Source organism: Reichenbachiella agarivorans (genome assembly GCF_025502585.1).
GTDB lineage: Bacteria > Bacteroidota > Bacteroidia > Cytophagales > Cyclobacteriaceae > Reichenbachiella > Reichenbachiella agarivorans.
In genome coordinates, this window is record NZ_CP106679.1 from 4,001,816 (window position 1) to 4,019,023 (window position 17,208).

A 17,208-nucleotide genomic window follows, 5' to 3' on the forward strand; every position below is an offset into this window, starting at 1 on the left:
ATCCCTTTTCTATTGGTCTTTCTGATCTCTGCCTCCCTTCATGTGCAAAATATGATCGCCACGAATATAAAACGGGCGTCTTCCAACTTTACAACAATGATCAGACAGTCATTGGACCTTCTACCATCCAGAAATAAAATAGAGAATATCTACTTTTTCAACCCAAGCACCTCCACACTATTCAACTCTGGGCCACCGCCTCTGTTGCCACTGCCTGCGCCGATGTAGAGCTTGTCATCAACGATAGCAGCATTCGTACCATGTCGGCCTTGGTTGAGTTTTGGCAGTGCTTCCCAGCTTTCTTTCCTAGCATCCAGATAGTAGGCTTCATTTCTAGCTGGGTTATCTCCTGTTTCTCCACCTACATAGATCAACCCTTTTTTCCATGCTGCTATCCCTGCTCCTGCAGATGGAATAGGCAGCTCAGTGGAGAGCGTCGACCATTGACCACTTTTTAGATCATACACATCCACCTCGGTGACTACCGCCTGAAAGAAAGCCATAAAATTGCCTTCTTCATGATGGCTGGTATTTCTTCCTCCAAGCGCATAGAGTTTATGATTTACAATGGCTGCAGTACTATGATCACGGATATGAGGCACATCGGGCAAGCTCTCCCAGGTATTGCTAGATACATGATATACATCCATCATGGCATTAGTTCCACTGGTATGACCATAGGTGATTCCGTTGACCAAATAGATGTTATCTCCATCCACTACTACACCACCTGCGCCTCGCTGGCGTTCTTTGGGGATTTCGAATATTGTATTCCACTGATCTGTGACTGGGTCGTACACATACACCTGGCCGATTGGTTGCTCCTTAGGATATCCACCGGTAAGACCGCCGACAACATAGATTTTGTCTCCCACCACTACTGGTGTGATATGATGCATTTCGATAGGAGTAGGTTGCTTTTGTGTCCATTCATTGGTTTCTAAATCTAAAACCTCGACAGGCTTGACTCCTCGCCCACCTATCAAGTAGAGATTACCAGAAAAAATCACCAATCCTGACTCATGCCTTGGAGTAGCTTGACCGATAGTCTCTAGCGCATGCCACTGTCCAGCCGATGGATATGCAAGTGTACAAAAGGCAATGATTACCCCTACTCCAAACATCACTTTTCTATTCTTATTCATGAGATCAATATTAGACATTTAGGAACAAAAAAGTACTCCTGTATTCCCATACAACGATTTGTATCACACAGAAAACCATTTGGACAATAGATATTCTCAATTAAAAATCCTTCCCCTCAATCATCAACAGTACCACCCCCACGAAATCTATCCACAAGTCCTAAATTAACATCATTCATCTGAATAACAGATGGTTAACAAACAACTATGATTATGAAACACGATTACATCAAAACACGGATGGAAGGAATAATCCTATCCAAAAGAATGTGGGTCACTTTGACCTTGTTCTTCATCACCACACTATCATTTTCACAAACCAGCGTCAACATATCTCCCAAAGTACAACGCTACGTTGGCAATGTCTCTCAGCTGGATAGAACCAAATATTTCAATCTACACTCTATCAGTACAGATAGTGACCATAATACCTTTTACAGCAACTATAATGTAGGAAAAGGTCGTAGTTTTTGGGGACCTTTCTCCTACTCCAATAGCAAAGGCAATGCTGTAGGTAGCTATCCCGCCCCCAAATCTGGAGGATCTGGCACACGTAATGTCAGTCGCTATATAGCTACTGAACATCCAGCAGCAGTCTTCGTCGATGGTATCAATGTACAAACTGCGGCAGATTGGGCAGCAGAGTATTACTTGGATTTTGTAGATGCTTCGGGTCGACCTGAATTTTTCGAACCAATGAATGAGCCCTTTGTACACGCCAAGGACTTTTACAGTGGTCCATGGAGCAACAGCGAGAACGATCGCATCAAACTGCAAATGGCACAACTCTTTGATGCGGTAGGTTCCAAGTTTCATGCTACACCAGAGCTGTCCAATATGAAAATTCTGGGTTACTCTTCCGCTTGGCCTTCCTTGGAGTTGAATAATTTCGGTCATTGGGACGAAAACATGAAGATGTTTATGGATGTAGCGGGTGCCAATATGGACGCCTTTGCTACGCATCTGTATGATGGAGTCAATGTATCTGGTCAGGACAATAAGCGGTCGGGAAGCAACTCAGAGGCTATCCTCGACCTCATAGAAACCTACAGCTACACCAAATGGGGTACCGTGAAACCTCACGCTATCTCCGAATATGGCGCCATCGAGCAGGGATATGGCGACAACTACTCCGATATAGCCAGCATACAAACTGTACGCTCGATCAATCATATCCTTTTCAATCTACTGGAGAGAGAAAATAAAATGGCAATTTCGATCCCATTCATCACAGGCAAAGCAGAATGGCACATCACGGCTGCCAATAACTACCAGCCCTACCAAGCAGCACTCTTCAAACCAACCAATATTGGACAACCTAATCCCGCTAGTTGGGAATACACACCACGCATTCACTTCTACGAACTGTGGAAAGACGTAGCAGGTACACGCACATATGTATCCAGTAACAATCCCGATATCCAGGTACAAGGTTTTGTCAACGGCAACAAACTCTATGTGGCTCTCAACAATCTGGACGAAGGTCAGGAGACGATCAACCTCAACTTTGCACAACAAATCTCAGGTCTACAAAATGTCAAAATCAAAAGTCTGAAAATATACGACCAAAGCATGCCCAATATGAGCATCACCAATCAGGGCAATGCACCATCCAGTATGACCCTACTTGGAGGAGAAACCGTCGTGTTGGAGTACAGCTACAGCAACAACATCAGCTTCGACAATGTGATTCGAAGCAAGAAATACTATACGAGCAAACATCTCCAAAGCATCAATGCCAATACTGCTATCAGCTTCACATTCAACAACGTGACAACAGGCACAGGCACTGCAGTGCTTCACATGGGGATTGGGCGCAAACACGACAAATCCAAAGCACCTGAAGTAAAAGTCAACGGCACTACCGTAAGTGTACCGTCCAATTGGAAAGGCTATGACCAAGCCAATAGAGATGACTTCTTTGGAACTATTGACATCCCTGTGCCTATGAATTTGATTCAGAGCAACAACAGCATCACGGTCAAATTTCCTGACGGAGGTGGACATGTCAGTTCTATGATACTGGAGGTCAACAAGTACGATCAAGCCGTAAGTGTCAATGACGATATCGGTTTCGTCAATCCTCCTAGCACTATCGAATCCAACACTTCCTTGAGTTTTGAGGTGAGCTACGCTGCAAGTACGACTCGTGATCTGATCGTAGAGTTTTGGTCATCTACTGGTTGGTTGGCCCAAGGCAAAACAGTAGTCAATGCTGGCAGTGGCATAACTGCGGTAAATGTAAACCTGACTACTGCCCCTAGTCCTGGATCAGGCTATGTAATCAAAACCAGCATCAGACCGACCAACGGCAACTGGACCACTGCACTAGATACAGATCAAGCCAACAACATCACGGTAACAGCTCCTGCCATTCAAACTCCCTACAGCGGTACTGCTGCTACTGTGCCTGGCACAGTACAAGCGGAGAACTATGATGTAGGAGGAGAAGGTGTTGCCTACCATGATACGGATGCAAGTAATCAAGGCAATCAGTACAGAACCGACGGTGTGGATATAGAAGCCTGCAGTGATACGGACGGTGGGTACAACATCGGCTGGATGAATACTGGAGAATGGCTAGAATATACAGTCAACTTCACCGTGACTCAAAACTATGATTTCTTTCCACGTCTGGCATCACTCAATGGTGGTGCACAATATCGACTCTTGATTGATGGAGTAGATGTAACAGGCACTAAAAACCTAACAGCAACAGGTGGCTGGCAAAGCTACACCACCCATCATCTCAGAGACGTGCATGTGACCAGTGGACTGCATCTGGTTCGTTTTGAAGTGATCAGTGGAGGGATAAACCTCAACAGCTGGGCCGCCTGGCAAGCTCAAAATGGTACAAGAATAGCTATCGTATCAAAGGAAGATGAACCCAGAGATATCAGCGTGTATCCCAATCCGCTCGATGAAGATGTACTCAACATACAACTCAACCACAACGAACCCAGTACGCTCAGCATCTATGACATAAACGGTCGTTTGGCATACAAACAAGAAATAGAAAATAATACCCTAAGCATACAGAGACAACTCCTTCCCCAACCTGGTCTCTATCTATTGCACATTCAAAGCAGCTATGGTTTGATCACTAGAAAACTAATCCTAGAATAACCCAGAAACTATCAGCCAACCCTTCACAGGGGTTGGCTATTTTTTTAGAAAAATCATTTTTTTCACATAAACCAATTTAATTATGAATGTTAGACCCATTTCTATCTTTCTGCTTTTGGCAATGGTCATAAGCGTTAATCTCCAAGCCCGTCAGTTTTTTGACAAGAGCAAGGATTTACTACTAGCCAACTTTGATTTAAAACCAGATGAAGATGACATCCATTCGGCAGCAGCCCTAGCCAGTATGCTCCAGCACCCAGATCTGGCAGGCATTGATTACTATGTAGTAGCTGGTGCATACGGACAGCAAGGCGGCACTTACATTACTTCTGCTGTACCTGGTTTTTACAACAGTTTATTTGGTACACAAAACCAAAAATGGACTGATGCACATAACAATTGGAGCGCTTCGGTGACAAGGGTGCGAGACAAAGTAAAATCCGTCCTCAATGCTGGAGGAAAGGTGTTTGTACAGGAAGCTGGGCAATCGGACTTTACCTACGACCTCTGTCAGGCACTCTTGAACGATGGAGTGACAGCTGCTACCATCCAGTCAAAAATCATCGTAGTTCAACACAGCCAATGGAATGAAGACCAAGCGACACAGTGGAAACTAAACTGGGTCAAGAACAACACAGACTACAACAAGATCGACGATGGCAATAGCTCCAACAGCACACCAGGCTACAACACCTCCAATACTACCTGGATGAACCAGGCCAAAGCGGCAAGTAACCCCAATGCAGCCTCCAAGAGCTATTGGACACAAGCTGACCAAATCTGTGACAACTGGAATGCCTCATGGGAAAATCCCAACATCGCTGGTGGCGGTGTTGATTTTTCAGATTGCTCCGAAAACTGGTGGATATTCAACATAGGCTCAGATGCCGACAACATCAGTAAATTCTGGAATCGCTATGTCGTCAATACCCCGTCAAGTGGTGGTACAGATGACATCAGCTGCAATTCCCTGCCTAGCAGTATTGCCTCATCGACCACTATCTCAGTCTCTGTTCCGTACATTGCCAGTCAATCCAGAGATGTGGTAGTAGAGTTTTGGAACAACAGCTGGATCGCTACAGGTAGTACTACTGTAGGTGCAGGTAGTGGTACGGCCACTGTCATCATCAATCTAAACAGTGCTCCTGCGGTCGGTAGCAACTATATATTGAAGACCAGCATCCGTCCCGTGGGAGCTACCTGGCAGCAGAATCTGGACTTTTGTCAGATCAACAATCTGACCGTAACCAATGGAGGAGGTAATCAAGCAGCCTATGGTGGTACTCCTTGGTCTATCCCAGGAAGAATAGAGGCTCAAGACTATGATATGGGAGGTGAAGGTGTTGCCTATCACGATACAGACGCTACCAACAATGGTGGTCAATATCGCACCGACGGTGTGGATATAGAAAACAACGGAGATAGCAGTGGCAACTTCAATATAGGTTGGATGAACACTGGTGAATGGTTGGAATACACGACTAACGTCAATTCCACCATGAATTACCACTTCTATGTCAGAGTGAGTTCCATCAACGGCAATGGCCAGTTCAAAATTCTGGTCGATGGCAATGATGTATCTAGCACCCAATCTGTACCCAATACGGGTGGCTGGCAAAGTTATACTACACTGACCATCCCCAACGTCAACCTCTCGTCAGGGCAGCATGTGGTACGCATAGAGGTAGTATCTGGAGGAATGAATCTCAATTTTTGGTCTGCATGGGCTTCTCCTAACGCTCGTATGCTAAGTGAAAATGAAACGAAACTCTCTGATGAACTCTCACAGGTCACAGTCTATCCTATGCCATTAACTCATGGTGATCTGACAGTACAATTGCACCAAAATAGCAATCGTCAAACTCAGATCGCTCTCTTTTCCTTGGATGGAAGGGTACTCCCTATTCAATACCATGAAGAGAATGCTAAAATCATCATCACCAATGCATCAATACCAAAAGGAATTTCATTACTTAGAATTGGCACAGACCAAAATACACAAACAATAAGAGTGAAAAAATAGGAGGATTAAAAAGTAAAAAAGCCAGAAAACTGGCTTTTTTACTTTGACTTAACCATTATAAACTATTATTTATTTACTCACTACCTTGGTGAGAAGCACTCCTTTTTCGGTTCTAACTCTAACTAACAACAAAGCCTCAGATTGCGTAAATTGTGACAGTGGAATCTCTAATGTATCTCTTTGAGCATTGATAGATCGAGCATACAACAACTGTCCTGTCAGATTAAGAACTTCTAGCTTTTGTACCTGCACTCCTTGGTTGAAACGAATGGATACATCTCCGCCATTGGCTGGGTTTGGATATAGAACCCATTCCGAATTATTTAGACCTCCATCAACAGAAAGTACCTCGTCTACTACATATACTGTGCTATAGGCAATCAATCCATCAGCAGTCTTGGCAGAGATCATACACCTGCCTTCGGCCAATGCAGTCACTACCCCATCTGCAGTTACTGTCGCTACTAATTGATTGGAACTAGCCCAAGTGATATCTGAGGTACCATCCATAGATACTTCCATCTGTACCTCATCACCGATATCCATATTCATCTCAGCAGGGTTCAGACTGATCTCATCAGATGCCAGAGAAGCATTGTCTAGTGTAGATTGCAACACCACTGAACTGACCTGACCTCCACCATCTGGAAAAGTCAAAGAAACGATGTTGCGCCCTGTTACCAACAGATCAGCCGAAAATGGTACTTCGATCAATCCAAAAAAGTCCTCTCTATCTGCCTGGTCATAGCCCTTCCAATTGTCAGGCACTTCGACTTTGACTCCATTGATCAACACTTCAGGCTGCTTGGTTCGGTCATGTTTGCGTCCGATTCCAAAATTGAGCTGTGCACGCCCCTGTCCTACCTCCACGTCTTTGAACTGATACAAGATCGGTGCATTAGCCGATATCCCTTCTACCACACGACTGCTATAGTATCTGCGAGTAGTTACTGTTTTTTCGAATTGATCTACACTCTGGCTCAGTTCTACTATCAAAACGGAGGTTTGCCCTTCTACCATGGAAATGGCAGCAGGCAATTCATCCAGCATTTCGTCCTTATACTCATGTGCTTGGTCGCTGTATATTTTGATTGAACGATGGCTGATTTGAGCTACTTCAGGAAGTCCATTCAGGAATTCTAAATTCACTTCTTGTGTATTATCAGACAGGTTGTTTAGTCCCACGTAGAGTTTGTTTCCATCAAGATATGCTACGGTCTGGATGTCAAAATTATCAGATGTAATATCTACTCGCTTACCCTTCACATCCTTCCATAGCTGGAAGAAAGTAATCCGTGGTGTATATTCCCAACCTGCAGGAGTAGGCTCACCGATATTCGTCGGCTTCCACAGTACCGCTCCATAAGGCTGGTAGTTGTTTTCTGCTGAGATGTGCCATGTAGCCTTGCCCGTGATGAATGGTATCGACACCTCTACACGATCGTCACGATTCAGCAAGTTGAATAGGAGATGATTAATAGATCTGACAGTCTGCACAGAAGCCAAATCACTGTAGTCAGTTCCATATCCATTTTCGATACCACCGTATTCGGAGATGGCATGTGGCTTGACTACTCCCCATTTCGCAAAGCTGTAGCACTCAATCAGATCCAAGATTGCTTCAGAGTTGCTACCAGATCGTTTGTTATTCTGTCCTTCTACATTTATACCGTCGTAGAGGTGGGTAGAAAAAGCGTCCATGTGTTCACCTGCAATATCCATGAATGACTTCATGTTTTCTCCCCAGTGACTAAAATTATCGAGCTCCATCGATGGCCAAGCAGCGGAATAACCGATCACCTTCATATTGACCAGCTCTGGTGTAGCATGAATCGCCTTCCCGATCTGTCCATACAGTTGGGACATTTGTTTTTTGATTCTGATATTTTCGGCGATATTCCATCCACCATCATAGAACTCCGAAGCATGAACAAAGGGCTCGTTCATTGGCTCGAAGTACATCGGACGCTCATCATCTTCAACCCAGTTTTTGTAGTACTCGGCTGCCCACTCACCCGCCGACACAGGATCCATCCCATCCAAAAAGGCATTACTAGGATGCTCGGTAGCGATTTGACGCTTTACACTACGCACACTGTTGTCATTATCTGGCTTAAATGCTGGGTATTTGGCCACTTCGCCTGTTTGATTCTTTGCATATCCGTATGGACTCCAAAACCTCCTGCCCTGAACCACATCATAGGTGGTTTCGAACTCCTGCATCTCAGTATCGCTACCTGTATTGTGGTAGGCAAAGTACTTTTCTCTTTTTAGCTCATTGGATTCCCCTAGGTAGTTCAAGGTAGCAATATCCACCTTGACATGAGTCTGAGCATAGGTGATTTGACAAGCAATCACCCCTGATAAACACAACAAAACACTAACAATACAAAATCGTAATTTTTCTCTCATATGCTTTTAACTTTTACAGATAAATAACCAATTAGGTGGTCGAGTCTTGGATGCAAGTTAACAAGTAGTACAATCAAGGAGCAGTGGTAAATTCCCTCGAAAATAGGGGGAGGATAAAAAAGCCACCATAATCAGTTCATGGTGGCCTAAAACTATTCTGTAAATCATGGTTTCATCCAACTGATATCCAGCGAATCTCGGAAATGCACCTGTAGCACCATGAGTTCATCGAAGAGTTCGCGAATCTTCCCTTTGTACTCAGGATTATCAGCTAAATTGGTAATCTCTTCTGGGTCGTTGTTGAGATCAAAAAGTAAGAGTTGCTCTGCCTTAGGGTAAACGATCAATTTAAATCCGTCCTTACGCACACTCCGCTGCGTATCGACATAAGCTCCATAAATGGCATCATATTGCTGCAGCTTCTCTCCTCTGATCAATGGCATCACGCTGTTGAATTCTACATAATCAGGCTTGTCCACACCAGCCAAATCCAATGCAGATGCCATCACATCCTGTAGATAAATGTCCGCGTCGATCTGTCTCCCATGTGGCACCTCTGGCCCTACAACCATAAATGGTGGACGCACACTGTGATCATAAAGACTCTGCTTGCCAATCAAGCCATGCCGACCCATCGCCAAGCCATGATCAGCGGTAAAGAAGATGTAGGTATTATCCATCTGACCACTCTGCTCCAGCGCATCCAGAATTTGACCGATCTGATCATCAAGGTGGGTAATCAAGGCATAGTATTCTTTAATGTGCGTCTTAGTAGCAAACTCCGTACGAGGAAAAGGCGCCAGTGCTTCGTCACGCAACGAAGGCCCGTTACCAATCAAGTCTTGGTAGGGATACTCAGCCACCCAGCTCTCTGGTAGGGAAATATCAACTGTATCATATATCTCCTGATAAGCTGCAGGAGCCTGTCTCGGATCATGAGGTGCATTGAAGGCCAAATACATAAAGAAAGGATTGTCTCTTTTCGATGCTTGATCGATAAAATCCAAGGCATCGTCTCTGAGAACTTCGCTCCAGTGCTGACCTCCTGCCCAGTAACCACCCATCGCTGGATCGTCTGGACGCCAGGCTGTATCGGCTGGACTTTGGGGACGGTTATAACCTAGCGGCATAATCTCTTCTGACTTTTTCAAGCCAGTATCCACGAGCTCGGCAAACTGCCGTACCATAGTAGCATGATCCCAATAGTCCTGAGGCATACCAGGACGTATATGAGCAGTGCTATCAAATACTTTAGGCGCTGGGGCATCCACATGCCACTTGCCTGTCATATAGGTATCGTATCCAGCCTTTTTCATCAACTGTCCCCAGGTCTTGTCCAGCGAATCGCCTTTTTGCCAGTGCTTTCTAAACTGATTGACACGCCATACTGATCGCCCCGACACCATCTGGGCGCGGGAAGCAGCACAAACGGCACCATTCCATGCACCCATGTTGTAAGCATGGGTGAATGTTGTCCCCTCCTGCACCAATCTATCCATATTTGGTGTGATGATCTCTTCATTGCCCAAGGCATGGATCGCATCGTAGGTCTGATCATCAGTAAAGATGAAAACGATATTGGGTTTTTGTTTGGTCTGTGGCTGGCACGCAGTGATCATTGTTGCGAGTAGGATTTGCCCCAGGTATAGTATTTGTTTTTTCATGTTTGTGACATTGAATTTAGTCTTTCATTCCTCCCACTGTCTCCTTAGAGGGTGAGGGATTTTATCCAAATGGTTGCGACTTGGAGTCGTCAGACCAACCTTTACAACCGCTATTATTTCAATTCCAGAGGTGTGGTACTGCCATAACCTTTGCCTCTGATGGTTTCAAAATCTGCCAGCATCTGCTGGAGTTTCTCAGGTTTTTGCTGAGCCAGGTTGGTTTGTTGTCCCAGATCTTCCTTCAAGTTGTAAAGTTGAAACGCTGTATCATTGCCCAATTCAATATTGACCTGCGTATTCACTGGCTTGCCCTGATAGGGAGGGATCATTGCCCAATCTCCTTGTCGGAATGCCGTACGTGAAGTCGCCTCTAACACCAGATTGTCACGCCCTTTTTGAACTTGACCCAGAAAGGCAGGTAGCAGATCTTGGCTATCAGCTGTGCTAAGGTCTCCTCCGACGAGCTGTGCCAGCGAGGAATACACATCCAATTGACACACCAGAGCATCTGAGACACGCGGCTGGATTTTTCCTTTCCAGTAAGTAATGAAAGGGACTCGCGTACCAGCCTCGAAGAGACTGTACTTGCCACCGCGCAATCCCCCTCGGGGATCATGAGCCCCGAGCAATTCGTCAGACTGGTCATTGTAGCCATCGTTGAGTACTGGACCATTGTCGCTACTCAGGATAATGAGGGTATTTTCTAAGAGTCCCTCCTTCTTCAAAGTCTCGATGAACTGACCTACCATCCAATCAGCCTCTACAATCACATCTCCTCTTGGCCCCATACCTGACTTGCCCACAAAGCGCGGGTGTGGTGTACGCGGTACGTGTGGCTGCTGCAAGGCATAGTAGAGAAAGAATGACTCTTCCTTGTGCTGCTGTACATAGTGCTGTGCATGTGCTAGGAAGTTGTCCGCCATTTCTTCATCCTTCCACTTGGCGCTTTCTCCTCCTGTCATGTAGCCAATGCGGGGAATCCCATTTACAATACTATTGTTGTGACCATGGTGCCAGGTCATATTGAGCAACTCAGGATTATCCTTTCCAGTCGGCTCTCCTTCGAAATTCTCTTGGTAGCTGATCTGGATGGGATCGTTGGGATCAAGGTTCTCAACCTTTCCATTTTCGATATAGACGGTCGGCACCCTATCCTGCGTGGCTGCCATGATGTAGGCATAGTCAAAACCTACCTCATTGGGCCCAGGGCTGATGTGCTGATTCCAATCAACATTGCCGCTGCCCAACCCTAGATGCCATTTGCCTACAATTCCTGTATGATAACCTTGCTTTTTGAGCATTTTCGGAAGTGTTTCCTGTGCTGTGTCTATCAATAATGGAGCTGAGCCTGGCAGAATTTGCGCACCTTCTTTGCGCCAAGGATATTGTCCAGTAAGCAAGGCATAGCGACTAGGTGTGCAAGTAGCCGAAGTTGCATAGCCTTGAGTAAACCTCACTCCACCATTGGCCAGTTGGTCGATATTGGGTGTAGCGATTTCTGTAGCTCCATAAGCGCCTACGTCACCATAGCCCAAATCATCGAGGTAGATCACTACGATATTGGGTTTCGCATCAGGTGCGGCCGAGGATGATTCTATTTTTTGATTCTGACTCGTACACGAGACTATTCCTACTAAAAGAAATAGACCAAGAGCCAATTTGATTAGTTGTTTCATTAACTGCTTATTTTGTTTTGATATTTTGTCCTGACTGCAACTGGCTATCTGCCGTGTAGCGATAAACTGACGGATTCCCCTCTCCCCTTGCCTTTTTAATCTCATTCGTCCACGCCTCCTTCAGCATTTCCAGTTGACTTGAATACTGCTTAGTTGATATCAGATTGGTTGTTTCCATAGGGTCTTGACCAATATGGTAGAGTTCTTCATAGACTGGCTCTTCACCCTTGATAGGAGCTTCTACATATTGTCTGTACTGGGCTACATCCGTATCATGCACTGCATAAAGCATATCGTTTATATTCATGTCTAGCTCTTTGGCTGTCTGAACCTTGCGTGAGGCAGGGAGATTATGATTGGCGTAGTAGCGGATATATTTCCATTCTTTGGTCTGGACAGCCTCACACCTAGGATTACCAAAATGGGTAGACCACAGATTTTCGGTATAGAGGTAATCTCTGACCACCACCTGATCCCCTCGCAACACAGGACTCAAATCCACACCCTGAAACGTTTCAGGCTGCTCTATGCCTGCCATGGAAAGCATGGTCGGCGCTATATCTATACTTTGAGCTAAATGATCCAGTTCTTTTCCACGGTTTCTCCCTTTGACCCTTGGATCAAAAATGATTATGGGTACCTTGGTCGTCTTTTCATAACACAACGCCTTTCCTCCCAGACCATACTCGCCCATGAATAAGCCATGATCGGAGGTAAAAATAATAACTGTATTCTTGTCCAACTTTAAATCCCGGAGCTTGGCTCGCAGTGCTCCCATCATACGGTCTATTCCTGTCATGGCTTGCATCTGACGAATGTACATTTCAAGCACCTCCTCAGGGATGTCTACATAGTCATACCCAGACTGTCTATCCTCCGCTCGGAGCAGATCGGCGGGCAATTTGGGGTTTGTGATATCCGCTTTGGCCACATAGTGCTCAGGCAGCGGAATATCCATGTCTCTGTATAAACTTTTATAAATATCATCATCGCTGTCCTTCATTTTCATACTCCTAGTACCAGCACCATGCGGCAGATTGAAGCAAATCGACAACATGAAAGGCTGATTTTTGGGACGTTTTTCGAGAAACTCTACGGCACCTTCTAGTCGCTTGGCATTGGGATCAAGAAAGTCCTCTACCCCTTCTGCTACCACCTCCACCTGAGTATCTGACTGTGCATCTTCGAATATCTTGTGATGGTCTTTGGGATAGAAGCCCAGATGCCCGTGACCAGCATACCAGTAATCAAAGCTCTGCTCCATCACGCCACTTTCATAACCTCCTCTACCGATGGGTGCATGATTTTTACCCACCCAACCAGTGTAATATCCTGCTTCTCTCATGACCATCGGGTAGCTCTTGGCCCAGGCCTCATCAGAAACACTCGTGCCAGAGTTGAAATTGACCCCATGCTTGCGCTCGTACTGACTCAGCAATATGGACACCCTGCTTGGCGTACATATTGCACTGGTGATATGCGCATTGGTAAAGAGCATCCCTTCGTCTGCCAGACGATCGAGATGAGGCGTTTGTACAATATCATTGCCTGTACACCCCATCATCCCGTACGGTTGATCATCTGTGAGTACAAAAACGAAATTGGGACGATTCTGTGCCTCTACTGATAGACCTAATAGTACAAAAGCTATTGCAAGTATTGGATTCTTCATGAATTATACTTTGGAAACTCGAACATAAAAAGCCGCGTAAGGCTCTGCCTCTTCCTCAGCAAACTGAGCCTTGAGTTCGGTATCACCAGGTTCCAAAGTCAGTTCGAAAGATACGGACTCTGCCTGTGGATCCACGTCCTTTTCTGTCTGTTGACCTGCAATGTCAATATAAGCCTTCTTGATCGGAAGAGCTATGCCTGCGGGCAACATCTCGACAGTAGTACCAGGTACGGCGGGTCGAGGAGCTACTTCGCCAGCCAAGGCGGCTTGTGCTTCAGGTGGCCAGCGAAAGAGTTCAAAACGGTACTTACCCGCTTCGGGTACAGTCACAGTATAAAACCCATCGGTTTTAAATCCCTCACGCATCAGCATGGAGTTCCAAGGTACGGAAGTTATGCCACGCTCCTCGTAAAGGTGCAAGTCGTGCGCATGTAGCAAAGTAACTGGTTCCTGATCCGTACAAAGTGGAAATCTAGGTGTTTTTCGAATATCATCTTGTATCCCGTTCCACCAGGCATCATAGGCCATGGTCAGTTCTTTGAATTTTTCGGGATAGTCGTTTTTCACATCGGTCTGCTGCCCTGGATCATCGTCCACCTTGTATAGGCTCTTGCCGTTGATCAAACGCCACTTGTCTTGCATGGTGGCACTATTTCGCCACTTTTCAGGAAATTCCTTGCGTTGAGAATCCGTGACGATCACGCGACCTGATGATGCGGTCTTTTGCCTACCTAGCAATAAGTCTTTCAAACTCACTCCGTCCCAACTCAACTCTGGAGTAGACTTGGCACCTACCAATGCCAGCAGGGTTGGCATGATGTCAATATGGGATGTAAGGTCGTCGATATCCTTTCCTGCCTTGATCCCACCTTGAGGCCATCGGATAAAGAAAGGCACACGGTGTCCCCCTTCATATTCAGTACCCTTGCCTCCGCGCATACCCGCATTGTAGCCTTGTGCGGCCAAGCCTCCCTTGCCATAATTGAACCCTGCGGCTGTACCATTGTCCGTCATAAAAATGAAAATCGTATTGTCACTTAGCTCATTTTCGTCCAAATAGTTCATCAATCGTCCCAGATTGTCATCCAGATTATCAATCATCCCATAAAACGCTGGATTGACCACATCAGGATTGTTCTTGTAGCGTTCCATATATTCATCCGCTACATAATAAGGGCCGTGGGGTGCATTGGTGGAGATGTAGGTGAAGAAGGGTTCGTTGGCCTTGTGCTTAGCATCGATAAAATCAATGGCCTGCTCAAACCAAATATCTGTGCAATATCCTTCATATCTCTTAGGCTTGCCATTGTGGTAATACACATCGTCGAAATAGTCATTGTTCCAGTAGTCAGGCTGCTGTCCAACACCTCCACCCATATGTGCTACTACTTCCTCAAAACCATTGTCCTCTGGCCTGAAAGGAAAATTGTCTCCCAAATGCCACTTGCCAAACATGCCCGTAGCATAGCCGTTTTGTCTGAGCACCTCAGCCAGAGTCACCTCACTGTCGTGCAACAGTGAACGGCCAGCGATGGTATGCCACACCCCAGTACGGTTGGAATACCTGCCTGTCAATAGGGCGGCGCGGGTAGGTGCGCAAGTTGGGCTTACATGAAAGTCAGTAAGGCGTGTGCTCTGCCCATGCAGCTCGTCCATATTTGGAGTTTGGATGATAGGATTGCCATGCACCCCCACATCTCCATATCCCTGATCATCTGATATGACCAGCACGACATTTGGAAGACGGGTCTCCACTTCTACACATGACCACATACCAATCCACATGCACAATCCAATGACTAACTTTGATAGTCCTCTCATCAATCTTTTTCTATTAAGTCCATAATATATTAAATACAGGATGCTAAAGTAAACAGTAGCGCAAGCAATGAGCATAGGCAAATACTCACCAAAAGGAGGGGGAATTTAATATGCAGTTATTTACCCCAGCCTTCATCATGTTTTTGAAACTAATATCGTGAAGCAAAAAATCAAACTCGCTTACAAAAGATGAAAAAACTTCTACTTCTCTATTTGGCAATGACTATCTCATCCCTAGTGGTGAGTCAAAATCCTTTGGTCACACATATCTACACTGCCGACCCTACTGCTCGGGTATTTGATGGTCAGCTCTACCTCTACCCCTCGCATGATGTAGTGCCACCAGCCGATCTGAAAAATCCTCCGCGATTTTGCATGCCAGACTACCACATTTTCTCTCTAGAAAACGGCAATACTTGGCGAGATCACGGAGTAGTGCTCGATCAAAACGAAGTGCCATGGGGAGCCAAAAACTCCTATGGTATGTGGGCACCAGACTGCATCAAAAAAGGTAACAAGTACTACTATTATTACCCAGCCAGCCCAGAAGATGGGAGTGCTTTTAGAAGAATAGGTGTAGGTCTATCTAACAGCCCAACAGGGCCTTTCAAATGGGAGAAAAACTACATAGATGGAGTGAGTGGTATCGATCCAGGCCTGTTACTAGATGACGATGACCATGCTTATCTATTCTTCGGTGGTGGACATGAGCTCTATGTTGCTCCTTTGGCAGAAAACATGAAAGCTATTACCCAAAAGCCCCTGCTGATTGAAGGCTTGCCAGCAGGATACAAAGAGGGTTCTTTTCCATTCAAAAAAGACAGCGTCTATTACCTGACCTTCGCTCATGTCTTCGCTGATGAGGGCTACACCATCGGCTATGCTACTAGTGATAGTCCTATGGGTCCCTACACCTATCAGGGCAAGATCATGGACAACATCGACAATGGTACCAACCACCACTCTGTGGTCAAGTACAAGGATCGCTGGATACTGTTTTACCACTGGTGGGACATCAGTGGACAAAACAAACTTCGCTCTATGCGCGCTGACTATATGGAATTCAAACCTGATGGCACCATACGCAAGGTTACGCCCACACTGCGTGGCATCAACACGCCTACGCTTGGCGACACAATCCAAATCGATCGCTACAGCGAAATCAAAGGGGCAGAGACGGCCTTTGTGGGAGGCAATGAACCTAAAGGCTGGATGGTGTGCGAGACACACATGATGTCATACGTCGGATTCAATAGGGTCAACTTTGGATCAGGAGAAGCGCAAAAGATACATGCACGCGTCTCTTGTGGCCAACGCATAGGATCATACGAAGTAAGGATAGACAGCCCCAAAGGGCCCTTGGTTGCTACTTTTAACGCACAGTACACAGGAGGTTGGAACAAATGGATAACCCAAGAAGCTCCTGTGGAAAACAAAATTGAAGGCATACACGACCTCTATGTCGTATTCAAAGCAGATTGGGGATCGACCAAGGTAGTTAATTTGAATTGGCTGGTAATAGAGTAGGATACCCAAAAATATAAAGAAAGCAGTCTTCCTTTTAAAAAAACTGCTTTCTTTATATTAAAACTAAGCGGCTATTTTATAACGCACGCACCCAAAGGCAATTGGTTTCTCCCAAACACTACTACCTTTTCATTGTCAGGGC

9 protein-coding genes are annotated in these 17,208 nt (G+C 45.6%); 3 read left to right on the top strand and 6 right to left on the bottom strand.

Translation table 11 applies throughout. The features are described 5' to 3' along the window. Positions 1-149: 149 nt before the first annotated feature. Positions 150-1,145, bottom strand: coding sequence for a Kelch repeat-containing protein (locus N6H18_RS16725; protein WP_262309429.1), 996 nt, complete (start codon positions 1,143-1,145; stop codon positions 150-152). A 213-nt stretch (positions 1,146-1,358) separates the two neighbouring features. On the opposite strand from N6H18_RS16725, the gene N6H18_RS16730 reads away from it, so the two are divergent. Then, complete coding sequence (locus N6H18_RS16730; RefSeq protein WP_262309430.1) at positions 1,359-4,271, top strand: carbohydrate-binding protein; 2,913 nt, start codon at positions 1,359-1,361, stop codon at positions 4,269-4,271. A gap of 121 nt (positions 4,272-4,392) precedes the next feature. Beyond that, positions 4,393-6,294, top strand: coding sequence for a carbohydrate-binding protein (locus tag N6H18_RS16735; protein ID WP_262309431.1), 1,902 nt, complete (start codon positions 4,393-4,395; stop codon positions 6,292-6,294). 69 nt (positions 6,295-6,363) lie between these two features. On the opposite strand, the gene N6H18_RS16740 is transcribed toward N6H18_RS16735, so the two are convergent. The 5 genes from N6H18_RS16740 to N6H18_RS16760 all read right to left on the bottom strand — a co-directional run bounded on the left by N6H18_RS16740 (position 6,364) and on the right by N6H18_RS16760 (position 15,539). Next, the gene (locus N6H18_RS16740) at positions 6,364-8,706 is read right to left on the bottom strand and encodes an Ig-like domain-containing protein (RefSeq protein ID WP_262309432.1); all 2,343 of its coding nucleotides are present in this window, start codon (positions 8,704-8,706) and stop codon (positions 6,364-6,366) included. Positions 8,707-8,870: 164 nt separating this feature from the next. Next, on the bottom strand, positions 8,871-10,370 hold the full coding sequence (locus tag N6H18_RS16745) for a sulfatase-like hydrolase/transferase (protein ID WP_262309433.1): 1,500 nt from the start codon (positions 10,368-10,370) through the stop codon (positions 8,871-8,873). 113 nt (positions 10,371-10,483) lie between these two features. Continuing rightward, complete coding sequence (locus N6H18_RS16750) at positions 10,484-12,046, bottom strand: sulfatase family protein (protein WP_262309434.1); 1,563 nt, start codon at positions 12,044-12,046, stop codon at positions 10,484-10,486. A 7-nt stretch (positions 12,047-12,053) separates the two neighbouring features. Next, positions 12,054-13,718, bottom strand: coding sequence for a sulfatase-like hydrolase/transferase (locus tag N6H18_RS16755; RefSeq protein WP_262309435.1), 1,665 nt, complete (start codon positions 13,716-13,718; stop codon positions 12,054-12,056). Positions 13,719-13,721: 3 nt separating this feature from the next. Beyond that, on the bottom strand, positions 13,722-15,539 hold the full coding sequence (locus N6H18_RS16760; protein ID WP_262309436.1) for an arylsulfatase: 1,818 nt from the start codon (positions 15,537-15,539) through the stop codon (positions 13,722-13,724). Positions 15,540-15,728: 189 nt separating this feature from the next. On the opposite strand from N6H18_RS16760, the gene N6H18_RS16765 reads away from it, so the two are divergent. Beyond that, positions 15,729-17,066, top strand: coding sequence for a family 43 glycosylhydrolase (locus N6H18_RS16765; RefSeq protein WP_262309437.1), 1,338 nt, complete (start codon positions 15,729-15,731; stop codon positions 17,064-17,066). The last annotated feature ends 142 nt before the right edge of the window (positions 17,067-17,208 follow it).

Coding starts and splice junctions, on each gene's coding strand:
- N6H18_RS16750 (WP_262309434.1), bottom strand. CDS start 12,046: ATGAAACAACTAATCAAATTGGCTCTTGGTCTATTTCTTTTAGTAGGA.
- N6H18_RS16745 (WP_262309433.1), bottom strand. CDS start 10,370: ATGAAAAAACAAATACTATACCTGGGGCAAATCCTACTCGCAACAATG.
- N6H18_RS16755 (WP_262309435.1), bottom strand. CDS start 13,718: ATGAAGAATCCAATACTTGCAATAGCTTTTGTACTATTAGGTCTATCA.
- N6H18_RS16725 (WP_262309429.1), bottom strand. CDS start 1,145: ATGAATAAGAATAGAAAAGTGATGTTTGGAGTAGGGGTAATCATTGCC.
- N6H18_RS16730 (WP_262309430.1), top strand. CDS start 1,359: ATGAAACACGATTACATCAAAACACGGATGGAAGGAATAATCCTATCC.
- N6H18_RS16740 (WP_262309432.1), bottom strand. CDS start 8,706: ATGAGAGAAAAATTACGATTTTGTATTGTTAGTGTTTTGTTGTGTTTA.
- N6H18_RS16765 (WP_262309437.1), top strand. CDS start 15,729: ATGAAAAAACTTCTACTTCTCTATTTGGCAATGACTATCTCATCCCTA.
- N6H18_RS16735 (WP_262309431.1), top strand. CDS start 4,393: ATGGTCATAAGCGTTAATCTCCAAGCCCGTCAGTTTTTTGACAAGAGC.
- N6H18_RS16760 (WP_262309436.1), bottom strand. CDS start 15,539: ATGAGAGGACTATCAAAGTTAGTCATTGGATTGTGCATGTGGATTGGT.